The 23,498-nt window shown below is 32.4% G+C and carries 27 protein-coding genes and 1 riboswitch; of the genes, 25 read left to right on the top strand and 2 right to left on the bottom strand.

The window, feature by feature from the left end; genetic code table 11:
- Nucleotides 1-2: 2 nt before the first annotated feature.
- Nucleotides 3-122 (top strand): hypothetical protein, encoded by a 120-nt coding sequence (locus AA076_RS15030; RefSeq protein WP_001789947.1) that lies wholly within the window; start codon nucleotides 3-5, stop codon nucleotides 120-122.
- Nucleotides 123-204: 82 nt separating this feature from the next.
- Nucleotides 205-339, top strand: a riboswitch (FMN riboswitch).
- A 61-nt stretch (nucleotides 340-400) separates the two neighbouring features.
- Entirely contained in the window at nucleotides 401-946 is a 546-nt protein-coding gene (locus tag AA076_RS07540) for an ECF transporter S component (RefSeq protein WP_001186912.1), read from the top strand.
- Nucleotides 947-1,051: 105 nt separating this feature from the next.
- On the opposite strand, the gene AA076_RS07535 is transcribed toward AA076_RS07540, so the two are convergent.
- The gene (locus tag AA076_RS07535; RefSeq protein WP_001151997.1) at nucleotides 1,052-1,300 is read right to left on the bottom strand and encodes a ferredoxin; all 249 of its coding nucleotides are present in this window, start codon (nucleotides 1,298-1,300) and stop codon (nucleotides 1,052-1,054) included.
- A gap of 107 nt (nucleotides 1,301-1,407) precedes the next feature.
- On the opposite strand from AA076_RS07535, the gene AA076_RS07530 reads away from it, so the two are divergent.
- The 5 genes from AA076_RS07530 to ypdA all read left to right on the top strand — a co-directional run bounded on the left by AA076_RS07530 (nucleotide 1,408) and on the right by ypdA (nucleotide 6,731).
- Nucleotides 1,408-2,361, top strand: a complete 954-nt coding sequence (locus AA076_RS07530; protein ID WP_001163801.1) for a YpbB family protein — start codon at nucleotides 1,408-1,410, stop codon at nucleotides 2,359-2,361.
- On the top strand, nucleotides 2,351-3,730 hold the full coding sequence (locus AA076_RS07525) for a RecQ family ATP-dependent DNA helicase (protein WP_000902119.1): 1,380 nt from the start codon (nucleotides 2,351-2,353) through the stop codon (nucleotides 3,728-3,730). Before AA076_RS07530 ends, AA076_RS07525 begins: the two co-directional genes overlap by 11 nt.
- 152 nt (nucleotides 3,731-3,882) lie before the next feature.
- Complete coding sequence (ebpS, locus tag AA076_RS07520) at nucleotides 3,883-5,343, top strand: elastin-binding protein EbpS (protein ID WP_000069282.1); 1,461 nt, start codon at nucleotides 3,883-3,885, stop codon at nucleotides 5,341-5,343.
- 124 nt (nucleotides 5,344-5,467) lie between these two features.
- A complete protein-coding gene (locus AA076_RS15025) occupies nucleotides 5,468-5,584 on the top strand; it encodes a hypothetical protein (protein WP_011447014.1) in 117 nt (38 codons plus the stop codon).
- A 160-nt stretch (nucleotides 5,585-5,744) separates the two neighbouring features.
- On the top strand, nucleotides 5,745-6,731 hold the full coding sequence (ypdA, locus tag AA076_RS07510) for a bacillithiol disulfide reductase YpdA (protein ID WP_001174260.1): 987 nt from the start codon (nucleotides 5,745-5,747) through the stop codon (nucleotides 6,729-6,731).
- Between the two features lie 114 nt (nucleotides 6,732-6,845).
- Here the strand turns inward: ypdA and AA076_RS07505 are convergent, their stop codons facing one another.
- On the bottom strand, nucleotides 6,846-7,814 hold the full coding sequence (locus tag AA076_RS07505; RefSeq protein ID WP_000681756.1) for an asparaginase: 969 nt from the start codon (nucleotides 7,812-7,814) through the stop codon (nucleotides 6,846-6,848).
- Nucleotides 7,815-7,890: 76 nt separating this feature from the next.
- Between AA076_RS07505 and cmk the strand changes: the two genes are divergently transcribed.
- The 18 genes from cmk to AA076_RS07405 all read left to right on the top strand — a co-directional run bounded on the left by cmk (nucleotide 7,891) and on the right by AA076_RS07405 (nucleotide 23,436).
- Nucleotides 7,891-8,550, top strand: a complete 660-nt coding sequence (gene cmk / locus AA076_RS07500) for a (d)CMP kinase (RefSeq protein ID WP_000644391.1) — start codon at nucleotides 7,891-7,893, stop codon at nucleotides 8,548-8,550.
- Nucleotides 8,551-8,580: 30 nt separating this feature from the next.
- On the top strand, nucleotides 8,581-8,697 hold the full coding sequence (locus AA076_RS15020) for a hypothetical protein (RefSeq protein WP_001789945.1): 117 nt from the start codon (nucleotides 8,581-8,583) through the stop codon (nucleotides 8,695-8,697).
- A gap of 116 nt (nucleotides 8,698-8,813) precedes the next feature.
- A complete protein-coding gene (locus AA076_RS15010; protein WP_001789944.1) occupies nucleotides 8,814-9,005 on the top strand; it encodes a hypothetical protein in 192 nt (63 codons plus the stop codon).
- A gap of 256 nt (nucleotides 9,006-9,261) precedes the next feature.
- Entirely contained in the window at nucleotides 9,262-10,437 is a 1,176-nt protein-coding gene (gene rpsA / locus AA076_RS07480; RefSeq protein WP_000133954.1) for a 30S ribosomal protein S1, read from the top strand.
- Between the two features lie 221 nt (nucleotides 10,438-10,658).
- Nucleotides 10,659-11,969, top strand: coding sequence for a ribosome biogenesis GTPase Der (der, locus tag AA076_RS07475; RefSeq protein ID WP_000165530.1), 1,311 nt, complete (start codon nucleotides 10,659-10,661; stop codon nucleotides 11,967-11,969).
- A 16-nt stretch (nucleotides 11,970-11,985) separates the two neighbouring features.
- Nucleotides 11,986-12,984, top strand: coding sequence for an NAD(P)H-dependent glycerol-3-phosphate dehydrogenase (locus AA076_RS07470; RefSeq protein WP_000161738.1), 999 nt, complete (start codon nucleotides 11,986-11,988; stop codon nucleotides 12,982-12,984).
- 170 nt (nucleotides 12,985-13,154) lie between these two features.
- The gene (locus AA076_RS07465; RefSeq protein WP_001043863.1) at nucleotides 13,155-13,427 is read left to right on the top strand and encodes an HU family DNA-binding protein; all 273 of its coding nucleotides are present in this window, start codon (nucleotides 13,155-13,157) and stop codon (nucleotides 13,425-13,427) included.
- Nucleotides 13,428-13,857: 430 nt separating this feature from the next.
- The gene (locus AA076_RS07455) at nucleotides 13,858-14,430 is read left to right on the top strand and encodes a heptaprenyl diphosphate synthase component 1 (protein ID WP_000450553.1); all 573 of its coding nucleotides are present in this window, start codon (nucleotides 13,858-13,860) and stop codon (nucleotides 14,428-14,430) included.
- Between the two features lie 2 nt (nucleotides 14,431-14,432).
- Entirely contained in the window at nucleotides 14,433-15,158 is a 726-nt protein-coding gene (locus tag AA076_RS07450) for a demethylmenaquinone methyltransferase (protein WP_000774684.1), read from the top strand.
- 1 nt (nucleotide 15,159) lies between these two features.
- The gene (locus AA076_RS07445; RefSeq protein ID WP_001096471.1) at nucleotides 15,160-16,119 is read left to right on the top strand and encodes a polyprenyl synthetase family protein; all 960 of its coding nucleotides are present in this window, start codon (nucleotides 15,160-15,162) and stop codon (nucleotides 16,117-16,119) included.
- Between the two features lie 91 nt (nucleotides 16,120-16,210).
- Nucleotides 16,211-16,660: a nucleoside-diphosphate kinase gene (ndk, locus tag AA076_RS07440; protein WP_000442480.1), complete on the top strand. Its 450-nt coding sequence runs from the start codon at nucleotides 16,211-16,213 to the stop codon at nucleotides 16,658-16,660.
- Between the two features lie 208 nt (nucleotides 16,661-16,868).
- On the top strand, nucleotides 16,869-17,069 hold the full coding sequence (locus AA076_RS07435; protein ID WP_000789522.1) for a hypothetical protein: 201 nt from the start codon (nucleotides 16,869-16,871) through the stop codon (nucleotides 17,067-17,069).
- Nucleotides 17,070-17,454: 385 nt separating this feature from the next.
- On the top strand, nucleotides 17,455-18,621 hold the full coding sequence (gene aroC / locus AA076_RS07430; protein WP_001269929.1) for a chorismate synthase: 1,167 nt from the start codon (nucleotides 17,455-17,457) through the stop codon (nucleotides 18,619-18,621).
- A 25-nt stretch (nucleotides 18,622-18,646) separates the two neighbouring features.
- Complete coding sequence (gene aroB / locus AA076_RS07425; RefSeq protein WP_000776325.1) at nucleotides 18,647-19,711, top strand: 3-dehydroquinate synthase; 1,065 nt, start codon at nucleotides 18,647-18,649, stop codon at nucleotides 19,709-19,711.
- A 9-nt stretch (nucleotides 19,712-19,720) separates the two neighbouring features.
- Nucleotides 19,721-21,019 (top strand): 3-phosphoshikimate 1-carboxyvinyltransferase, encoded by a 1,299-nt coding sequence (gene aroA, locus AA076_RS07420; protein ID WP_000245895.1) that lies wholly within the window; start codon nucleotides 19,721-19,723, stop codon nucleotides 21,017-21,019.
- A gap of 6 nt (nucleotides 21,020-21,025) precedes the next feature.
- A complete protein-coding gene (locus AA076_RS07415) occupies nucleotides 21,026-22,270 on the top strand; it encodes a tetratricopeptide repeat protein (RefSeq protein WP_000389524.1) in 1,245 nt (414 codons plus the stop codon).
- A 13-nt stretch (nucleotides 22,271-22,283) separates the two neighbouring features.
- The gene (locus AA076_RS07410) at nucleotides 22,284-22,859 is read left to right on the top strand and encodes a YpiB family protein (protein ID WP_000005213.1); all 576 of its coding nucleotides are present in this window, start codon (nucleotides 22,284-22,286) and stop codon (nucleotides 22,857-22,859) included.
- Nucleotides 22,849-23,436 carry a DUF1405 domain-containing protein gene (locus AA076_RS07405; protein WP_000152734.1) on the top strand — a complete coding sequence of 196 codons (588 nt, stop codon included), beginning with the start codon at nucleotides 22,849-22,851 and terminating at the stop codon, nucleotides 23,434-23,436. The genes AA076_RS07410 and AA076_RS07405 overlap by 11 nt, the downstream gene beginning before the upstream one ends.
- Nucleotides 23,437-23,498: the final 62 nt, after the last annotated feature.

The raw sequence follows: 23,498 nt of genomic DNA, 5'->3' as shown, positions 1-23,498 counted from the left end.
TTATGACGATTTTTACTCAATTGAGTGATAGAATCAAAAAAGCCATCTCAAAAATTAATCAAGCAAACAACATTCCAAACAATGCTCGCAAATCACCAATGTATCACTCTCCAATTACGTAACTATGATTTAATTTAAGCATAGTTATTGAGGTTTTGTGATATATAGTATAAAATTAATGAGAATTAAATTTAATAATGTAAAATTCATCTTCGGGGTCGGGTGTAATTCCCAACCGGCAGTAAATAAAGCCTGCGACCTGCTAGTATGTATCATATTAGTGGCTGATCTAGTGAGATTCTAGAGCCGACAGTATAGTCTGGATGGGAGAAGATGGAGGTTTTTTGTTGTGCAATAATCCTCCTATTCTTACGAGATGAATGGAAGGAGAAAATTGAATATGCAACAAAATAAACGTCTTATCACAATAAGTATGTTGAGCGCGATTGCGTTTGTGTTAACTTTTATCAAGTTTCCTATACCATTTTTGCCACCATACTTAACTTTAGATTTTAGTGATGTACCGTCACTACTAGCTACATTTACGTTTGGACCAGTTGCCGGTATCGTAGTTGCACTGGTTAAAAATTTATTGAACTACTTATTTAGTATGGGCGATCCAGTTGGACCATTTGCTAACTTTTTAGCAGGCGCAAGTTTCTTATTAACTGCTTACGCCATCTATAAAAATAAACGTTCAACAAAATCTTTGATTACTGGATTAATCATTGCAACAATCGTTATGACTATCGTGTTGAGTATTTTGAACTATTTCGTTCTATTACCTTTGTACGGTATGATATTTAACTTAGCTGATATCGCAAATAATCTTAAAGTAATCATTGTTTCAGGAATTATACCATTCAATATTATTAAAGGTATCGTTATTTCTATTGTATTTATTTTACTATATAGAAGGCTTGCGAATTTCTTGAAAAGAATTTAATCAAATTAAAGCAAAATAATATACACATAATAATAAAAAGCAGGTGACTATCAATAAACGATAGCTTGCCTGCTTTTTCTATAGAACATTTGTCTAAAAAATCAATTATTCAAATTTTAAAGCGTCCCCATCAAATGATTCGTCTGCAATTTTAATAGAATCTGTAGGGCATCCATCAATTGCATCTTCCATATCTTCATATAATTCCTCAGGTACTTCTGCAGTACCTTGGTTATCGTCAAGGATTACGAAAGCAATACCTTCGTCGTCGTAATCATATATATCTGGCGCTGCTGCACCGCATGCACCACATGCAATACAAGTATCCATATCAACGATTGTATATTTTGCCAATGTCTTCGCCTCCTTTGATAAAAATGCTAAAATAGTAATGTGACTAAAATTTTAGACAGCATCATTTTTATTTTCAAATTATCCGTTTTACAGAGTGAGGGTTAAATTTGCAACACATTATAAAAACAGCATTACAACAAACATTTAACTATAAAACAAATAAAAGTATTTACAATATCTTAGTTGGTAAGAAATCTCACCAAACCTTTTTTGACGCTTGTAGTCAACAACAGTTGTCATTATATCACAGTTTACCACTATTAAAATATCCGTCTTTTGAGCTATTTTTAGAAAAAATCAATGAATTTAATGCTGAAATGGAAATCATGTTGCATCCTAGATATACATTTGAAAGCATGGGGCAAACATTTCAAGCAATTCAACTATTAGTGCAAACCATGTCTAATACCAAACAACATGTTTTTCATTTTGTACCAATCTCTCAAAATAATAAGATACAAGAAACTGTAAAGATTGTCTATAACTACATTAAAGAAAACCAATTACAAATTGATTTTGAAAATGAACTACATAACTTGTTTAAAGCAATAACTTTAAAAGGGCCATGTTACTTACATTATTATTTGCAAGGCTATGATGAACCAATGTATACGAGACAGCAAGTTAGTTTAATAGAAAAGCTATCTCAACAGCAATTGTTTGAATACGAAATGAATAATTTAGTGACAATGATGTTTGAATTAGAAAGTGGAGAATATACTATTTTATCAAAAATAATAATGAAACCTACATTATTAAATCAAACTTATATTACTTATACAAAATTGCTTGAACAATTCACGATGGAAGATATAGCGGCTCAACAACAAGTTAAAATCAATACTATCGAAGATCATGTACTTGAAATCTTAATCAAAGGTTACATGTCTAATTACGATGATTATGTTGAACTAGAAGATCAACTCCAGTTTTTGAATTTTTATCAACAGCATCGTGGCGAACGATTAAAATTTTACAAAGAACAATTTGACACGTTATCATATTTTCAATTAAAAGTATTAATCGTTGGATTTGAAAGAGGTGATCTGAATGTTGCATGATATTTTACGAAACAAATTTGGATTCGAGAGTTTTAAACCGGGACAACAGGAAATTATAGAAAGTATAATGTCTCAACAACACACTCTAGGTATACTTCCAACTGGAAGTGGAAAGAGTTTGTGTTATCAAATACCTACGTATTTATCAGGTAAGCCGACATTAATTATCTCACCGTTAATATCTTTAATGGATGACCAAGTTATGCAGTTGAAAATAAATGGAGAAAAACGTGTAACATGTATTCACTCTGGTATGGATGAAATTGAGAAAAAGCATAATATTAAATGTTTACGACATAGCCGCTTCATCTTTCTAAGTCCAGAATTTCTCCTGCAACCGTCAAATTTTAAATTAATATCTATGATAGACTTTGGCATGATTGTTCTAGATGAAGCACATTGCCTATCTGAATGGGGATATGATTTCAGACCACATTATGCTCTAATAGGAAAAGTAACAAAGCATTTTAAAGAAGCGGTTGTCTTAGCATTGACAGCAACTGCACCACCGCATTTACAAGATGATTTGACGGAAATGTTAGCGATTCAATTCAATGTTATTAAAACTACAATGAATCGCCCAAATATAAGCTTTAAGCATCTTAATTTTCATGATGATGAAGATAAAATTGAATGGTTGCTGCCGTTTCTACAACAGTCGGGACCAACGATTATTTATGTCTCATCGAAAAAGATGTGTCTGAATTTAGCGCAACTTATTTATGATTCAGGTTTTCTTACAGGTATTTATCATGGTGATATGAATTATCAAGAGCGACACACAGTTCAACAACAATTTTTAAATAATGATATTCCGATTATAGTCGCAACGAGTGCTTTTGGTATGGGAATTAATAAAAAAGATATTCGCACAATCATTCACTTTCATCTTTCAACAAGTCCTTCTAACTACATTCAAGAAATTGGCCGTGCGGGTCGCGATGGTGAACTAAGTCAGGCAATTAGTTTATTCCAACCGGACGATAAATATATTTTAGAAACGTTATTATTTGCAGATATGATAACAGAAGAAGATGTACAAAATTTCGAAATAGGAGAATTTTTAGCTCCCGATAAACAAGCCGTTTTGACAACGTTGCAATCATTCTATAGTATCGGCGCCTTGAAACAGATATTTAAGCAATCATTTAAACGAAAGCAATTAGGATTCTTTCGCATGATTGGCTATTGCAAATTGGATCAATGTAGACGGAAGTATTTATTAGAATTTTTCGGTGAATATCCACCGGCACAAGATCGATGTTGTGACAATGATTCTAATATAACTGATATCGCAATTTTAAATAAGAAGAAGGTAATTAGAAGTATTGGATTTGATGAAAAGTTGCAAAATTTATTTCTCAGATAGTATTACTTTACTAAAAGAAAATTGACAAGCTATAATTAGTGTATACACAATTGAAAAATGATTGAAATAATTTTGAAAAATATACATAAACATATGTCATGTGGGTATATTTTATGTAAAATCATTGTAATAGAATAGAAAGGAAGATGGCTATGTCTAATAATTTTAAAGATGACTTTGAAAAAAATCGTCAATCGATAGACACAAATTCACATCAAGACCATACGGAAGATGTTGAAAAAGACCAATCAGAATTAGAACATCAGGATACAATAGAGAATACGGAGCAACAGTTTCCGCCAAGAAATGCCCAAAGAAGAAAAAGACGCCGTGATTTAGCAACGAATCATAATAAACAAGTTCACAATGAATCACAAACATCTGAAGACAATGTTCAAAATGAGGCTGGCACAATAGATGATCGTCAAGTCGAATCATCACACAGTACTGAAAGTCAAGAACCTAGCCATCAAGACAGTACACCTCAACATGAAGAGGAATATTATAATAAGAATGCTTTTGCAATGGATAAATCACATCCAGAACCAATCGAAGACAATGATAAACACGATACTATTAAAAATGCAGAAAATAACACTGAGCATTCAACAGTTTCTGATAAGAGTGAAGCTGAACAATCTCAGCAACCTAAACCATATTTTACAACAGGTGCTAACCAATCAGAAACATCAAAAAATGAACATGATAATGATTCTGTAAAACAAGATCAAGATGAACCTAAAGAACATCATAATGGTAAAAAAGCAGCAGCTATTGGTGCTGGAACAGCAGGTGTTGCAGGTGCAGCTGGTGCAATGGCTGCTTCTAAAGCTAAGAAACATTCAAATGACGCTCAAAACAAAAGTAATTCTGGCAAGGCGAATAACTCGACTGAGGATAAAGCGTCTCAAGATAAGTCTAAAGATCATCATAATGGCAAAAAAGGTGCAGCGATCGGTGCTGGAACAGCAGGTTTGGCTGGAGGCGCAGCAAGTAAAAGTGCTTCTGCCGCTTCAAAACCACATGCCTCTAATAATGCAAGCCAAAACCATGATGAACATGACAATCATGACAGAGATAAAGAACGTAAAAAAGGTGGCATGGCCAAAGTATTGTTACCATTAATTGCAGCTGTACTAATTATCGGTGCATTAGCGATATTTGGAGGCATGGCATTAAACAATCATAATAATGGTACAAAAGAAAATAAAATCGCGAATACAAATAAAAATAATGCTGATGAAAGTAAAGACAAAGACACATCTAAAGACGCTTCTAAAGATAAATCAAAATCTACAGACAGTGATAAATCAAAAGAGGATCAAGACAAAGCGACTAAAGATGAATCTGATAATGATCAAAACAACGCTAATCAAGCGAACAATCAAGCACAAAATAATCAAAATCAACAACAAGCTAATCAAAATCAACAACAGCAACAACAACGTCAAGGTGGTGGCCAAAGACATACAGTGAATGGTCAAGAAAACTTATACCGTATCGCAATTCAATACTACGGTTCAGGTTCACCGGAAAATGTTGAAAAAATTAGACGTGCCAATGGTTTAAGTGGTAACAATATTAGAAACGGTCAACAAATCGTTATTCCATAATATAACTATATAAATTGTAACTGAACTGCTATATACAAACGTGCATATTATAAGTATCTCTAAATATTTTGGAGAACTTAAATTGCGCTTATAAGTATGTAGCGGTTTTTTCATTTTTCAAAGTTTGTTATTTAACAAGGTCTTGTCTCGAATATTGGCATATCAATTTAACTTTTTAAATAGTCATCAAAAAGATAAAACACCACAATCAACAAATTTAACGAGGAAGAATAAAAAATAAATCAACATATTAAATTGTAGTGTTATTCAACTCCGTAGCTAACAATTCTCTATGCACATTAAACAAATTGTCAAAAATATATCATAAATCTTCAAGCACAGACTTAGCGCATCAATCACTGAACTGTTATAATAGTTTGGGATTAAAGGAGGCCGAAACAATGCAAAAAGTTGAAAGTATCATAATTGGTGGAGGGCCATGCGGATTAAGTGCGGCTATTGAACAAAAAAGAAAAGGTATTGATACCTTAATTATTGAAAAGGGTAATGTCGTTGAATCAATCTACAATTATCCTACTCACCAAACATTTTTCTCATCAAGTGATAAATTAAGTATTGGGGACGTACCGTTTATCGTTGAAGAAAGTAAACCAAGACGTAATCAAGCGCTAGTTTATTACCGAGAAGTTGTAAAACATCATCAATTAAAAGTAAATGCATTTGAAGAAGTATTAACTGTTAAAAAAATGAATAATAAATTTACTATTACTACGACGAAAGATGTTTATGAATGTCGATTTTTAACAATCGCGACAGGCTATTATGGTCAGCATAATACATTAGAAGTTGAAGGTGCGGATTTACCTAAAGTGTTCCATTATTTTAAAGAGGCACATCCGTATTTTGATCAAGATGTTGTAATTATCGGTGGTAAGAATTCGGCTATCGATGCTGCTTTGGAGTTGGAAAAAGCTGGTGCTAACGTGACGGTTCTATATCGTGGTGGAGATTATTCGCCTTCAATTAAACCGTGGATACTTCCAAATTTCACAGCATTAGTAAATCATGAAAAAATTGACATGGAATTTAATGCTAATGTTACCCAAATAACTGAAGATACTGTGACTTATGAAGTAAATGGTGAAAGTAAAACGATACACAATGATTATGTATTTGCGATGATTGGTTATCATCCCGATTATGAATTTTTAAAATCTGTAGGCATTCAAATTAATACAAATGAATTTGGAACAGCGCCTATGTATAATAAAGAAACATACGAAACAAATATCGAAAATTGCTATATTGCAGGTGTAATTGCTGCAGGGAACGATGCGAATACCATTTTTATTGAAAATGGTAAATTCCACGGGGGCATTATTGCTCAAAGCATGCTAGCTAAGAAACAAACGCCCTTAGAATCATAAAAATAAAGGTCTATGTACTAAATAACTTAGTTTTACAACGACTGACATTCATGATATGTCAAATGAGGTTGATGACTATTGATTGTACATAGACCTTTTTATGTTACGTATTCATTATAATTCAAAATATGATTTGATTTCAGCTTTATCTAAATTGTTGCTTAACGCGACTAATAATTTTAATCTTGCTTTTGGACCATTCAAGCCGTTAGAAAAAATAAAACCTTGTTGTGCGAGTTGGTAACCACCACCATCGTATGCGTAAGTTGGACTCACAATACCATTAAAGGAACGTGAAACTAGCACAATAGGTATATTTAAAGATACTAATTGTTGAATGCCTTCTAATGCGCTTGGAGGTATGTTGCCTTGTCCTAACGCTTCAATAACCATACCATCGATACCTTCTCGACTATAAAAACTAAAAATGTCACCTGGCATACCCATATATGCTTTTACTAATGGTACATTTAGTTTGTCATTGACATTTTCCAATGCTTGTTGGCGATATGGCATATGATGGAATTGCACACGATCCTTTGTCAATACACCTAGCGGACCATGATTTGGACTTTGAAATGTGTTTGTATTAGACGTATGTGTTTTGGTAACATTACGCGCCGTATGAATTTCATCATTAAATACAACCATCACGCCTTTATGACGGGCCTTTTCATCAGAGGCAACGCGAATAGCGGAAATATAATTATATAATCCGTCAGAACCAATTTCATTAGACGAGCGCATTGCGCCAGTAATAACAACAGGTTGCTCGATACCTAATATTAAATCAAGTAAAAAGGCAGTTTCTTCTAACGTATCGGTACCATGCGTGATAACGAAACCATCATAATATTTATTTGTTACTGCTTCTAAAATAATATCCTTTAATTGTTTAACATGTTGGATTGTCATATGAGGTGATGGTACATTAAAAGGATTTAATTCATCTATTTGTGCATATTGATTTATGACATCTTGATGCATTGAAATAGGGTTGATATCATTTGTTACTACTTTATTAGATTGGTCTTGTGACATACTAATGGTGCCACCAGTATGAATAACAAGTAGATGTTTCATATATTTCCTCCTATATTTAATTTACCTAATTATGATAAAATATTATTCATAAAACGACAAGGAAGGGAAATGACGCATGAAAGCCATTAATATTGCATTAGATGGTCCAGCTGCTGCCGGAAAAAGTACAATTGCGAAACGTGTAGCCAGCGAACTATCAATGATTTATGTCGATACAGGAGCAATGTATCGTGCATTAACATACAAATATTTAAAATTAAACAAAACTGAGGACTTTGCAAAACTAGTTGACCAAACAACATTAGATTTAACTTATAAAGCAGATAAAGGTCAATGTGTCATTTTAGATAACGAAGATGTAACAGACTTTTTAAGAAATAATGATGTGACGCAACATGTTTCATACGTTGCATCTAAAGAGCCAGTACGTTCATTCGCCGTTAAAAAACAAAAAGAGTTAGCTGCAGAAAAAGGTATCGTAATGGATGGTCGCGATATCGGAACTGTAGTGCTACCAGATGCAGATTTAAAAGTATATATGATTGCATCAGTTGAAGAGCGAGCAGAAAGAAGATATAAAGATAATCAATTAAGAGGTATCGAATCAAATTTTGAAGATTTAAAACGTGATATTGAAGCTCGTGATCAATATGACATGAACCGTGAAATATCACCATTAAGAAAAGCAGATGATGCAGTGACATTAGATACGACAGGCAAGTCGATTGAAGAAGTTACTGACGAAATTTTAGCGATGGTGAGTCAAATTAAATAATCTAATAAGTCATAACTATCTATTTGTAATGTGCAACGCTTAACGCATATACAAAATGAATGTGCTGATAATGATTTACTCAAATTAAAAGGTGATTTTTATTCAATGATGAATGAAAGTTGCCTTTTTATTTTTGGTAAAAGTTAATGCGTCAGTGAATTGTGTAAGTTTTTCAAAAAGTAAAAAGAAATAATAAAGGTGAATTATTAGAATTCCAAAAATAATTCATTACATTCATAAAGCATTTTACAAATGGTAAGAAAATGAGTGTTACAAATCTAAATATTGCAAAAGAAGCTGATTTAGTCACAAAAAATGTCCTATGTAATAATTCGAGAAAGATGCACTATATACGGTCTTCTTACTATTCAAATGTAAAAGTTGCTTATTTGCGTGGCTTTTTGTTTTATAAAAGTATAAAATTTTACTATAATATATCTTGTAGAGAACAATGAAATGACAGACTTATAAAACAAAATAGTAAGCTATGCTAATTTTTATACAAAAAATATGTATAAACATAGCAAACTGTATTACTTTGATACAAAAATGGTTGTAATAAATATTTATCGATATGACGACTTGAATATGATAAAGTGACATATTTATGTATATGACTATTTCGCAAAATGTAATCGAGGTAGAATTTCTTGACAATTCTGTCAGTTTATAAGATGTTATAAATATGTAGTGTATAAGGAGGCAAACAAGATGACTGAAGAATTCAATGAATCAATGATTAACGATATTAAAGAAGGTGACAAAGTCACTGGCGAGGTACAACAAGTTGAAGACAAGCAAGTTGTTGTTCATATCAACGGTGGTAAATTTAATGGGATTATTCCTATTAGTCAACTATCTACGCATCATATTGATAGCCCAAGTGAAGTTGTAAAAGAGGGCGACGAAGTTGAAGCATATGTCACTAAAGTTGAGTTTGATGAAGAAAATGAAACTGGAGCTTACATCTTATCTAGAAGACAACTTGAAACTGAGAAGTCTTATAGTTATTTACAAGAAAAATTAGATAATAATGAAATCATCGAAGCGAAAGTAACAGAAGTAGTTAAAGGTGGTTTGGTTGTTGATGTAGGACAAAGAGGTTTTGTTCCGGCTTCACTAATTTCAACAGACTTCATTGAGGATTTCTCTGTGTTTGATGGACAAACAATTCGTATTAAAGTTGAAGAATTGGATCCTGAAAATAATAGAGTCATTTTAAGCCGTAAAGCAGTTGAACAAGAAGAAAACGATGCTAAAAAAGATCAATTATTACAATCTTTAAATGAAGGCGATGTTATTGATGGTAAAGTAGCGCGTTTAACTCAATTTGGTGCATTTATAGACATTGGCGGTGTTGATGGTTTAGTGCATGTATCTGAACTTTCTCACGAACATGTTCAAACACCAGAAGAAGTAGTTTCAATTGGTCAAGATGTTAAAGTTAAAATTAAATCTATTGATAGAGATACAGAACGTATTTCATTATCAATCAAAGATACGTTACCAACACCTTTCGAAAATATTAAAGGTCAATTCCACGAAAATGATGTCATTGAAGGTGTCGTAGTAAGATTGGCAAACTTTGGTGCATTTGTTGAAATTGCACCAGGTGTACAAGGACTTGTACATATTTCTGAAATTGCACACAAACACATTGGTACGCCAGGTGAAGTGTTAGAACCTGGTCAACAAGTAAATGTTAAAATATTAGGTATTGATGAAGAGAATGAAAGAGTATCACTATCTATTAAAGCAACATTACCAAACGAAGATGTTGTTGAAAGTGATCCTTCTACGACTAAGGCGTACTTAGAAAACGAAGAAGAAGATAATCCAACAATTGGCGATATGATTGGTGATAAACTTAAAAATCTTAAACTATAATTTAATATTTAATAGTCAACTCCACATGTTTATGATTGCATGTGGAGTATTTTTATGTAACAAAATATACTCGGAATGATAACGTGGACAAATTTAACTAAGTGTTTAAAAAGATAAAGTTTTAAGTGCTGATTTTTATCATTACAGTAATAAACTCATTTTGAATACACAGTCTCATGTGATATTATTAAAAAGATATAAGAAAGAGAGGAAGTTAGCTTATGACTAAACCTATAGTAGCTATTGTAGGTAGGCCTAATGTAGGTAAATCTACAATTTTTAATAGAATAGTTGGAGAACGTGTTTCGATTGTGGAAGACACGCCAGGTGTAACACGAGATCGTATTTATTCTTCAGGTGAATGGTTAACACATGATTTCAATATTATTGATACAGGTGGTATTGAAATTGGTGATGCACCATTCCAAACACAAATTAGAGCGCAGGCAGAAATCGCCATAGATGAAGCGGATGTTATTATTTTTATGGTTAACGTGCGTGAAGGATTGACACAAAGCGATGAAATGGTCGCTCAAATTTTATACAAATCTAAAAAACCGGTCGTATTAGCGGTTAACAAAGTAGATAATATGGAAATGCGTACAGACGTGTATGATTTCTATTCATTAGGATTTGGTGAACCGTATCCGATATCAGGGTCACATGGTTTAGGTCTTGGTGACTTGTTAGATGCAGTTGTTTCTCATTTTGGTGAAGAGGAAGAAGATCCTTATGATGAAGATACAATTCGACTATCCATTATTGGACGACCAAACGTAGGTAAATCAAGTTTAGTAAATGCTATTTTAGGTGAAGATCGCGTTATCGTTTCTAATGTTGCAGGGACAACGAGAGACGCTATTGATACAGAGTATAGTTATGATGGACAAGATTATGTTTTAATCGATACTGCTGGTATGCGTAAAAAAGGAAAAGTATATGAATCAACTGAGAAATATTCAGTATTAAGAGCTTTAAAAGCGATTGAACGTTCAAATGTTGTTTTAGTGGTCATAGATGCAGAACAAGGCATCATTGAACAAGATAAACGTGTTGCAGGATATGCACATGAACAAGGTAAAGCAGTCGTGATTGTCGTAAATAAATGGGATACTGTGGAAAAAGATAGTAAAACGATGAAGAAATTTGAAGATGAAGTACGTAAAGAATTCCAATTTTTAGATTATGCACAAATTGCTTTTGTGTCTGCTAAAGAACGCACAAGATTACGTACATTATTCCCTTACATCAATGAAGCAAGTGAAAACCATAAAAAACGTGTTCAAAGTTCAACTTTAAATGAAGTTGTTACTGATGCAATTTCCATGAACCCTACACCAACAGACAAAGGTAGACGTTTGAATGTCTTTTATGCAACACAAGTTGCTATAGAACCACCGACATTTGTTGTATTTGTTAATGATGTAGAATTAATGCATTTTTCTTATAAACGCTATTTAGAGAATCAAATCCGTGCCGCTTTTGGTTTTGAAGGTACACCAATTCATATTATAGCTCGAAAGAGAAATTAACGATTGGGGGATAACAATGACTAAAATTACCGTTTTTGGTATGGGAAGTTTTGGGACAGCCCTTGCCAATGTTCTTGCAGAAAATGGACATGATGTTTTGATGTGGGGTAAAAATCAAGATGCTGTTGATGAATTAAATACATGTCATACAAATAAAAAGTATTTAAAATACGCGAAATTAGATGTTAACATCATCGCTACTTCAGATATGACCAAAGCAATTCAATTTGCAGATATTTACTTAATGGCTTTACCTACTAAAGCAATGCGAGAAGTTGCTTCTCAAATTAATGATAAGCTGACCTCTAAAAAGACTTTTATACATGTTGCTAAAGGTATTGAAAATGGGACGTTTAAACGTGTGTCAGAAATGATTGAAGATTCTATTTCACCTGAATATAATGCAGGTATTGGCGTGTTGTCAGGGCCAAGTCATGCGGAAGAAGTTGTAGTCAAGCAACCAACTACAGTTGCTGCTTCATCAAAAGATAAAAGTGTAAGTAAATTAACGCAAGATTTATTTATGAATGATTATTTGCGTGTGTACACGAATGATGACTTGATTGGTGTTGAACTTGGTGGTGCATTGAAAAATATCATCGCAGTAGCAAGTGGTATCGTAGCTGGAATTGGCTACGGTGATAATGCAAAAGCTGCATTAATGACTCGTGGCTTAGCGGAAATTAGTAGATTAGGTGAAAAGTTAGGTGCCGATCCTATGACATTTCTAGGTTTAGGTGGTATCGGTGACTTAATCGTTACTTGCACATCAACACATTCTCGGAATTTCACATTAGGATATAAACTTGGACAAGGTGAATCAATGGATCAAGCATTATCTGAAATGAATATGGTTGTTGAAGGTATTTATACAACTAAATCAGTTTATCATTTAGCTAAAGAAAAAAATGTGGATATGCCAATTACAAATGCATTATATAGAGTATTATTTGAAAATATCTCAGTAAAAGAATGCGTAAAAGATTTAATGGAGCGCGATAAAAAATCTGAATAAAATGTGTATTATTACACATATACGGCTAATAATTACGTAAAATGAATAGAAATGGCTTAAATTCAACGTTTTTGCCACATAAATGATTGCGATTTATGTAATGCTTGTGTTAAAGTTTTACCATAATGATATAAACATATCATTATCAAACCTCAGGAGGTGAATGTCTAATGAACAAAACAGATTTAATCAATGCAGTTGCAGAGCAAGCTGATTTAACTAAAAAAGAAGCTGGTTCAGCAGTAGATGCTGTATTCGAATCAATCCAAAACTCACTTGCTAAAGGTGAAAAAGTACAATTAATTGGTTTCGGTAACTTTGAGGTACGTGAACGTGCTGCACGTAAAGGTCGTAACCCTCAAACTGGTAAAGAAATTGATATCCCAGCAAGTAAAGTTCCAGCATTCAAAGCTGGTAAAGCATTAAAAGATGCTGTAAAATAATTTTACTTAAAAAGCCCTGAATAAGGGCTTTTTATTTTGCTTTTAATACTTACAACCTGTACATAAATTGTAATGTTCTTCTAAGTTTTTAATCTTTGGAACATTCATTGTTTAAGCGTTCAAAATATTACATGACATAATAGTTTTGATAAAAATAGCAACTACAAAATATACATATGAATATTGAGATTAATTGTTAGCGTTGAATTTACTTAAAAGGTAACCATGTCTACTATAGTATTTTACGTTATTTAAAAAGATGAATAATGTAAATGAAGTAAAGGTTATTATGAGAATTACAAAAGCTACATAAATTACTGTTAGTTTAAATTGAAATTTAAAAATGATAAGTAATCTTAATGCTTCAAAAGATTTTAATTTCTTACATATAATGTTAATATGAATAGTGATAATATCGTGAGGTGTAGACATGGAAACAACTGTTAGCAAATTGGAAAGACAAATAGAAGAAAGATTAAAGGGCGTATCAGAATATGAATCCATTAATATTAATCATCGGTTAGGTAAGTTACTTGATTTATATGATATTCCAGATGTTGCCAAAGTGGCATGCCTCACAATTGACACATCAATGAGACACCTTGATGACATTACATATAATCATTTGTCTAAACATTCCATTTTGATTGGAGATTTAATTAGTGCACATTTTTATACGCTACTAGCAGAAATCAATGATTTATCATTTCAAAATGAAATTAGTAAAGCAATTGTTGAAATTAATGAATTGAAATCTTCATTACATCATCAAGCTTTAAATGATTATGAAATTTCTCAAGCAATAGTAAAAATTGAAACACTTTTCCCATATATTACGTTATCTCATTTCGGTATCAATATTGATGAGTCGGAAATATATAATTATTTATTTGAAGATATGTCTGATTACTATCCATCATACTTCAAGAAATATAATCAAAGTGAAGTAAAGCATTACTTACACGATATCCAAAAAAGTTATTTAAAAAGTAGAGGTAATTAAGCATGGCTGACAATAAAGCAAATAAAGAGCAAGTACATCGCGTTTTTCAAAATATTTCAAAAAAATATGATAGATTAAATAATATTATTAGTTTTGAGCAGCATAAAGTATGGAGAAAACGCGTCATGAAAGACATGGGTGTTAGAAAAGGGACGAAAGCATTAGATGTTTGTTGTGGTACTGGTGATTGGACAATCGCATTAAGCAAAGCTGTAGGACCAACAGGTGAAGTTACTGGTATTGACTTTAGTGAGAATATGTTAGAAGTAGGAAAAGAAAAAACTGCTTCAATGGAAAATGTTAAACTTGTTCATGGTGATGCAATGGAATTGCCGTTTGAAGACAATTCTTTTGATTATGTAACAATTGGGTTTGGATTAAGAAATGTGCCAGACTATTTAGTCGCGTTAAAAGAAATGAATAGAGTACTTAAACCAGGTGGTATGGTGGTATGTCTTGAAACGAGCCAACCAACTTTGCCAGTCTTTAAACAAATGTATGCACTATACTTTAAATTTGTTATGCCTATTTTTGGAAAATTATTTGCAAAATCAAAAGAAGAATATGAATGGTTACAGCAATCTACGTTTAATTTTCCTGGAAAAGAAGAGTTGAAGCGCATGTTTGAAGAAGCAGGTTTCATAAATGTAAGAGTACGTAGTTTTACAGGGGGCGTTGCTGCAATGCACCTTGGCTATAAAGAAAAAGATAATACCAAAGGTGATTAACGTGGCAAAGTTAAACATGAACAATGAAATTAAGAAAGTGGAACAACGACTTGAAAAGGCAATAAAAAGTAAAGATTCTGTATTAGAACAGGCATCATTACACTTATTGTCTTCTGGTGGTAAAAGAGTACGCCCAGCATTTGTTATTCTGAGTAGCCAATTTGGCAAAGATGAACAAACGTCTGAACAAACGTATCAAGTTGCAGTCGCATTAGAGTTAATTCATATGGCAACACTTGTTCATGATGACGTTATTGATAAAAGCGACAAGCGTCGAGGCAAGTTAACCATATCAAAGAAATGGGATCAGACAACTGCTATTTTAACTGGGAATTTTTTATTGGCATTAGGACTTGAACACTTAATGGCCGTTAAAGATAATCGTGTACATCAATTGATATCTGAATCTATCGTTGATGTTTGTAGAGGGGAACTTTTCCAATTTCAAGACCAATTTAACAGTCAACAGACAATTATTAATTATTTACGACGTATCAATCGCAAAACAGCACTGTTAATTCAAATATCAACTGAAGTTGGTGCAATTACTTCTCAATCTGATAAAGAGACTGTACGAAAATTGAAAATGATTGGTCATTATATAGGTATGAGCTTCCAAATCATTGATGATGTATTAGACTTCACAAGTACCGAAAAGAAATTAGGTAAGCCGGTCGGAAGTGATTTGCTTAATGGTCATATTACGTTACCGATTTTATTAGAAATGCGTAAAAATCCAGACTTCAAATTGAAAATCGAACAGTTACGTCGTGATAGTGAACGCAAAGAATTTGAAGAATGTATCCAAATCATTAGAAAATCTGACAGCATCGATGAGGCTAAGGCAGTAAGTTCGAAGTATTTAAGTAAAGCTTTGAATTTGATTTCTGAGTTACCAGATGGACATCCGAAATCACTACTTTTAAGTTTGACGAAAAAAATGGGTTCAAGAAACACGTAGTATTTATGAAAAGTATTGAAAGCGCTTTACCAACCTGTTAATATATAATAGTAATATACATAAACCTATTAAACACAGGGGGATACATAAAGTGGAACGTACATTTTTAATGATTAAACCAGATGCAGTACAAAGAAATCTAATTGGTGAAGTAATTTCAAGAATTGAAAGAAAAGGACTAAAACTTGTCGGTGGTAAATTAATGCAAGTACCAATGGAACTTGCTGAAACACATTATGGTGAACACCAAGGTAAACCATTTTATAATGATTTAATTTCATTTATTACATCAGCACCAGTGTTCGCAATGGTAGTTGAAGGTGAAGATGCAGTTAATGTATCTAGACATATTATTGGCAGCACCAATCCTTCAGAAGCTTCACCAGGATCAATTAGAGGTGATTTAGGTTTAACTGTTGGTAGAAATATCATTCACGGTTCAGATTCATTAGAGTCTGCTGAACGTGAAATTAATCTATGGTTTAATGAAAATGAAATTACTAGCTATGCTTCACCACGTGATGCATGGTTATATGAATAAAATATAAACTGTAAACCTTTACGATTTATTTATAAAGGTAGAAAGGGTTTTGTTATGTGGTTAGTCATTATGATTATACATAACAAGGCCCGTTTTTTATGTTGTAGTAAATTACTTGAAAAATTTTATAGTTTTTTGGTAACACGTATTAAAAAGAGAGGAATATTCTTTATCAAATGAAACTAAACAGAGAGAAGGGGTTGTTAAAATGAAGAATATTATTTCGATTATTTTGGGGATTTTAATGTTCTTAAAATTAATGGAATTACTATATGGTGCTATATTTTTAGATAAACCACTTAATCCTATAACAAAAATTATTTTTATACTGACTCTCATTTATATTTTTTATGTATTAGTAAAAGAATTGATTATATTTTTGAAGTCAAAGTATAACAAAAGCGCTTAACATATGTATATTTTAATATCATAATTTTTTTAAACGGACTGATTAACTTTATTAATAATTAACAGTTCGTTCTTTTGTATTAAGAAATGTAGTCAGTATATTATTTGCTAAAGTTGCGATACGATTATATTAAAACGGCTAATCATTTTTAATTAATGATTATATGATGCAACTGTTTAGAAATTCATGATACTTTTCTACAGACGAATATATTATAATTAATTTTAGTTCGTTTAATATTAAGATAATTCTGACATTTAAAATGAGATGTCATCCATTTTCTTAATTGAGCTTGAAAACAAACATTTATGAATGCACAATGAATATGATAAGATTAACAACATATTATAATGTTATCGTGGAAGTATGAAAGGAGCGAGTGTGTATGAGATACCTAACATCAGGAGAATCACATGGACCTCAATTAACAGTTATTGTTGAAGGTGTACCTGCAAATATAGAAATTAAGGTTGAGGATATTAATAAAGAAATGTTTAAGCGTCAAGGCGGTTACGGACGTGGACGTCGTATGCAAATTGAGAAAGATACAGTAGAAATAGTATCAGGCGTTAGAAATGGTTATACATTAGGTAGTCCAATTACTATGGTTGTAACCAATGATGACTTTACGCATTGGAGAAAAATTATGGGAGCAGCTCCAATAAGTGAAGAAGAACGTGAAAATATGAAACGTACTATTACAAAACCAAGACCTGGTCATGCAGATTTGGTTGGAGGTATGAAATATAATCATCGTGATTTACGAAATGTGCTAGAGCGATCATCTGCTAGAGAAACAGCAGCTCGAGTTGCAGTCGGTGCCTTATGTAAAGTGTTATTACAACAGTTAGATATCGATATATACAGTCGTGTTGTTGAAATAGGTGGAATTAAAGATAAAGATTTTTATGATTCAGAAACATTTAAAGCAAATCTTGATCGTAATGATGTTCGTGTAATTGATGACAGTATCGCACAAGCAATGCGAGATAAAATTGACGAAGCTAAAAATGAAGGAGATTCAATTGGCGGTGTCGTTCAAGTTGTAGTTGAAAATATGCCTGTTGGTGTAGGTAGTTATGTGCATTATGATCGTAAGTTAGATGGTAAGATTGCACAAGGTGTTGTCAGCATAAATGCTTTTAAAGGTGTAAGCTTTGGTGAAGGATTTAAAGCAGCTGAAAAGCCAGGTAGTGAGATTCAAGATGAAATTCTATATAATAGTGAAATTGGTTATTATCGTGGATCTAATCACTTAGGTGGTTTAGAAGGCGGTATGTCAAATGGAATGCCAATTATCGTTAATGGTGTAATGAAACCAATTCCAACGTTATATAAACCATTAAATTCAGTAGACATTAATACTAAAGAAGACTTTAAAGCAACAATTGAACGTTCTGATAGTTGTGCTGTTCCTGCAGCAAGTATCGTCTGCGAACATGTCGTAGCATTTGAAATAGCAAAAGCATTATTGGAAGAATTCCAATCAAATCATATTGAGCAACTTAAACAACAAATTATTGAGCGCAGACAATTAAATATTGAGTTTTAACAACAAGAACAATTGAGGTGTAATCATGAAATTACAAACAACATACCCTTCAAATAATTATCCAATATATGTTGAACACGGTGCAATTGACCATATTAGCACGTATATTGATCAGTTTGATCAAAGTTTTATATTAATTGACGAGCATGTAAATCAATATTTTGCTGATAAATTTGATGATATTTTATCATATGAAAATGTACATAAAGTTATTATTCCAGCTGGTGAAAAGACGAAAACATTTGAGCAATATCAAGAAACATTAGAGTATATTTTATCCCATCATGTAACTCGTAATACAGCAATTATTGCTGTTGGTGGTGGTGCAACTGGTGATTTTGCTGGGTTTATTGCGGCGACACTTTTACGAGGCGTTCACTTTATACAAGTGCCAACGACTATACTAGCGCATGATTCTAGTGTTGGCGGTAAAGTGGGTATTAACTCAAAGCAAGGTAAAAACCTTATCGGTGCATTTTATCGTCCAACTGCTGTGATTTATGATTTAGTCTTTTTAAAGACGTTACCATTTGAGCAAATATTAAGTGGCTATGCAGAAGTTTATAAGCATGCGTTATTGAATGGTGAATCAGCGACGCAAGATATCGAACAGCACTTTAAAGATAGAGAGATATTACAGTCATTAAATGGTATGGATAAATATATTGCTAAAGGTATTGAAACGAAGCTGGATATTGTTATTGCAGATGAAAAAGAACAAGGTGTACGTAAATTTTTAAATTTAGGTCATACATTTGGTCATGCTGTTGAATACTATCATAAAATACCTCATGGTCATGCAGTGATGGTTGGCATTATCTATCAATTTATAGTTGCGAATGCTTTGTTTGATTCTAAGCATGATATTAATCATTATATTCAATATTTAATACAACTCGGCTATCCTTTAGACATGATAACTGACTTGGATTTTGAAACGTTATACCAATATATGCTAAGTGATAAAAAGAATGATAAGCAAGGTGTACAAATGGTCTTGATTAGACAATTTGGAGATATCGTTGTACAACATGTTGATCAACTAACATTACAACATGCATGTGAACAATTAAAAACATATTTTAAGTAGGTGAATGAAATGGTAAATGAACAAATCATTGATATTTCAGGTCCGTTAAAGGGCGAAATAGAAGTGCCGGGCGATAAGTCAATGACACACCGTGCAATCATGTTGGCGTCGCTAGCTGAAGGTGTATCTACTATATATAAGCCACTACTTGGCGAAGATTGTCGTCGTACGATGGACATTTTCCGACTGTTAGGTGTAGAAATCAAAGAAGATGATGAAAAATTAGTTGTGACTTCCCCAGGATATCAATCTTTTAACACGCCACATCAAGTATTGTATACAGGTAATTCTGGTACGACAACACGATTATTGGCAGGTTTGTTAAGTGGTTTAGGTATTGAAAGTGTTTTGTCTGGCGATGTTTCAATTGGTAAAAGGCCAATGGATCGTGTCTTGAGACCATTGAAACTTATGGATGCGAATATTGAAGGTATTGAAGATAATTATACACCATTAATTATTAAGCCATCTGTCATAAAAGGTATAAATTATCAAATGGAAGTTGCAAGTGCACAAGTAAAAAGTGCCATTTTATTTGCAAGTTTGTTTTCTAAGGAACCGACCATCATTAAAGAATTAGATGTAAGTCGAAATCATACTGAGACGATGTTCAAACATTTTAATATTCCAATTGAAGCAGAAGGGTTATCAATTAATACAACCCCTGAAGCAATTCGATACATTAAACCTGCAGATTTTCATGTTCCTGGCGATATTTCATCTGCAGCGTTCTTTATTGTTGCAGCACTTATCACACCAGGAAGTGATGTAACAATTCATAATGTTGGAATCAATCCAACACGTTCAGGTATTATTGATATTGTTGAAAAAATGGGCGGTAATATCCAACTTTTCAATCAAACAACTGGTGCTGAACCTACTGCTTCTATTCGTATTCAATACACACCAATGCTTCAACCAATAACAATCGAAGGAGAATTAGTTCCAAAAGCAATTGATGAACTGCCTGTAATAGCATTACTTTGTACACAAGCAGTTGGCACGAGTACAATTAAAGATGCCGAGGAATTAAAAGTAAAAGAAACAAATAGAATTGATACAACGGCTGATATGTTAAACTTGTTAGGGTTTGAATTACAACCAACTAATGATGGATTGATTATTCATCCGTCAGAATTTAAAACAAATGCAACAGTTGATAGTTTAACTGATCATCGAATAGGAATGATGCTTGCAGTTGCTTCTCTACTTTCAAGCGAGCCTGTCAAAATCAAACAATTTGATGCTGTAAATGTATCATTTCCAGGATTTTTACCAAAACTAAAGCTTTTAGAAAATGAGGGATAATATAAAATGGAAGATATCTATAAATTAATAGACGATATCAATCTACAAAAACTAGAAAATTTAGACTCTCGTGTTAATGAAGCAATAACTACTGACAACGATGACGCATTATTTATTCTAGGAGAGACACTTTACAATTTTGGATTAATGCCACAAGGTTTGGAAGTATTCCGCGTGTTATATCACAAATATCCAGACGAAAGTGAATTGCTGATTTATTTTATTGAAGGTTTAATGTCTGAAAATCAAACTGACGAAGCGTTAGAATATTTAAGTTATGTTGAACCATCACCTGAAAAGTTGATGTTAGAAGCAGATTTATATCAACAAATTAATATGATGGAAGTTGCTATTGATAAATTACAAGAAGCACTTGAACTAGAGCCAAATGATCCAATAATCCATTTTGCATTGGCTGAAATGTTATATTATGATGGTCAATATTTACGTGCTACCTCTGAATACGAAACCGTTTTAGAAACTGGTGAATATCAAGTTAATGGTGTAAACTTATTCTCTCGTATGGCAGATTGTAGTTTACAAAGTGGTAACTATAGTGATGCGATTCGCTTATACGATGAAATTAATGAAGATGAAATGACTTCAGAAGATTATCTCAAAAAAGCCATTTCTTACGATAAAAATGACATCACTCAAGAAGCAATTAAAATAATGACTACATTACTTTCTAAAGATCCTGATTATATTCAAGGCTACTTGTATTTACAATCATTATATGAAAATGAAAAAAATTATCCAGATGCCATTGAAACGGGTAAAGAAGGATTACGACTAAGTCAATTTTATAAAGAGTTAATGTATACAACTGGATGTTTGGAAATAGAACACGGCGATGCTAATGAAGGTGTATTATTGTTAAAACAAGCATTAGAGGTTGATAATGCTTACCAAGAACCTTTATTGATTTTAAGCGATTTATATCGTAATGAAGAAGATTATGAAGCAATCATTGAATTATTAACATATGTAGATGAAGAAGATTTGGATCCTACATTCATGTGGCATTTAGCGTTCGCCTATGGTCAAGAAGAGCGAGATAAAGAAGCTCAACATTTCTTTGAATTAGCATATCCAACGATGAAAACAAATATTGATTTTATGAGTGATTATTATTTCTATTTAATTGAAATTGGTCAAAAGGAACAAGCAATTACTATTTTAAATCAATTGTTGGAACTAGAGCCAAGTAACGAAAATTGGCATGACGAATTATCAAGATTGCAATCTTAAAATGGGGTATTTGATGTCAGAGACACTCAATCAAATTAAAGAAAGTTTTATTGAATATTTACTTTTTCAATATCGATTTAAGTCGCGTATTGCAGTTTGGGTGCTTAACTATATAAAAGTGAATGAGGCGAAATTGGCAAACATTCATTTTGTAGATACAAAAATTAATCATCATGAAACATTAGAAATTGCAGAAGTGGGAAGTCACGCTTCTGCAATTCAATTTACTAAGCGTAATATAAAGTTAATGAATACAAATGAAATATTTGATTATATCGCTAATCATAACTGTGCTTTTGATATTCAAATTCACTTCGCAAACGTGTCAAAGCGTGAGCAAAGGCTAGATGATTTAATAGTTGCTCAACTAACGGAATCGCCCAGTTATCAAACTTATCTTCATGACTTAAATAGTATGGCTATAGATCGGCATAAACATGCGTTATTAATAGATTACTTGTTACACAATATTGATTTAAGTTTACAGATGAATGAAAAGCAACGTTTTTATCAACTAACGCAAATTTTAAATACACTCAAGCTAGTAAATAAACATAATCAATTTGAGGACTTAGCAGATGACAATTAAAGCATTTTGGCAATATACACTTTATCAACGTTCTTGGTTAATGATGCTACTCATTTGTAATATATTAGGGATGATTTATGGTTATATATGGTATGGTGAACAATTAAGTCATACGCCCTGGCATTTTAAGATTTTTGTTCCAGATAGCCCAACTGCAATATTATACTTAGTTATTTCTATCTCATTGATATTAATTCAAAAACAAAATAGTATTATCGATGCACTGGCATTTGTAACATTATTCAAATATGGGATTTGGGCAGTTATAATGAATATATTATTTATTATTGAACAAGGTGATATTACAGTAAATGGTTTGGTATTAATGTTTTCCCACAGTATAATGGCTGTTCAGGCAATTTACTTCTATCCTAGGTTTAAACGTTCTATGATTGGAATCAGTGTAGCGATGATTTGGGTGTTTTTGAATGATTATATTGACTATTTTCACCTTCAATTTCCATATTATGATTTTATAACTACACATGTGTGGCAAATTGGTGTATTATCATGTTGTCTAAGTGTTTTTGGACTTTTGCTTTATATTGAATTAAACAAATTATTAAAGTGTAAATGATTTGATAAAAACGGCAAATGACAGTAAAATATTTATAAAGGAGAGTGAGTTTATTGTCTTCA

It is taken from the genome of Staphylococcus aureus (assembly GCF_001027105.1).
Classification (GTDB): Bacteria; Bacillota; Bacilli; order Staphylococcales; family Staphylococcaceae; genus Staphylococcus; species Staphylococcus aureus.
The sequence above is the reverse complement of the archived record's forward strand: the minus strand, read 5'-3'. Positions and strand labels throughout refer to the sequence as shown.

Bases quoted from the DNA above. Each gene is read 5' to 3' on its own strand.
- AA076_RS15010 (WP_001789944.1), top strand. From the start codon at position 8,814: ATGAGTGTTACAAATCTAAATATTGCAAAAGAAGCTGATTTAGTCACA.
- AA076_RS07405 (WP_000152734.1), top strand. From the start codon at position 22,849: ATGACAATTAAAGCATTTTGGCAATATACACTTTATCAACGTTCTTGG.
- AA076_RS07540 (WP_001186912.1), top strand. From the start codon at position 401: ATGCAACAAAATAAACGTCTTATCACAATAAGTATGTTGAGCGCGATT.
- cmk (WP_000644391.1), top strand. From the start codon at position 7,891: ATGAAAGCCATTAATATTGCATTAGATGGTCCAGCTGCTGCCGGAAAA.
- aroB (WP_000776325.1), top strand. From the start codon at position 18,647: ATGAAATTACAAACAACATACCCTTCAAATAATTATCCAATATATGTT.
- aroC (WP_001269929.1), top strand. From the start codon at position 17,455: ATGAGATACCTAACATCAGGAGAATCACATGGACCTCAATTAACAGTT.
- AA076_RS07455 (WP_000450553.1), top strand. From the start codon at position 13,858: ATGGAAACAACTGTTAGCAAATTGGAAAGACAAATAGAAGAAAGATTA.
- AA076_RS07465 (WP_001043863.1), top strand. From the start codon at position 13,155: ATGAACAAAACAGATTTAATCAATGCAGTTGCAGAGCAAGCTGATTTA.
- AA076_RS07435 (WP_000789522.1), top strand. From the start codon at position 16,869: ATGAAGAATATTATTTCGATTATTTTGGGGATTTTAATGTTCTTAAAA.
- AA076_RS07450 (WP_000774684.1), top strand. From the start codon at position 14,433: ATGGCTGACAATAAAGCAAATAAAGAGCAAGTACATCGCGTTTTTCAA.
- AA076_RS15030 (WP_001789947.1), top strand. From the start codon at position 3: ATGACGATTTTTACTCAATTGAGTGATAGAATCAAAAAAGCCATCTCA.
- rpsA (WP_000133954.1), top strand. From the start codon at position 9,262: ATGACTGAAGAATTCAATGAATCAATGATTAACGATATTAAAGAAGGT.
- AA076_RS07410 (WP_000005213.1), top strand. From the start codon at position 22,284: ATGTCAGAGACACTCAATCAAATTAAAGAAAGTTTTATTGAATATTTA.
- AA076_RS07505 (WP_000681756.1), bottom strand. From the start codon at position 7,814: ATGAAACATCTACTTGTTATTCATACTGGTGGCACCATTAGTATGTCA.
- ebpS (WP_000069282.1), top strand. From the start codon at position 3,883: ATGTCTAATAATTTTAAAGATGACTTTGAAAAAAATCGTCAATCGATA.
- AA076_RS07525 (WP_000902119.1), top strand. From the start codon at position 2,351: ATGTTGCATGATATTTTACGAAACAAATTTGGATTCGAGAGTTTTAAA.
- ypdA (WP_001174260.1), top strand. From the start codon at position 5,745: ATGCAAAAAGTTGAAAGTATCATAATTGGTGGAGGGCCATGCGGATTA.
- der (WP_000165530.1), top strand. From the start codon at position 10,659: ATGACTAAACCTATAGTAGCTATTGTAGGTAGGCCTAATGTAGGTAAA.
- aroA (WP_000245895.1), top strand. From the start codon at position 19,721: ATGGTAAATGAACAAATCATTGATATTTCAGGTCCGTTAAAGGGCGAA.
- AA076_RS07470 (WP_000161738.1), top strand. From the start codon at position 11,986: ATGACTAAAATTACCGTTTTTGGTATGGGAAGTTTTGGGACAGCCCTT.
- AA076_RS07415 (WP_000389524.1), top strand. From the start codon at position 21,026: ATGGAAGATATCTATAAATTAATAGACGATATCAATCTACAAAAACTA.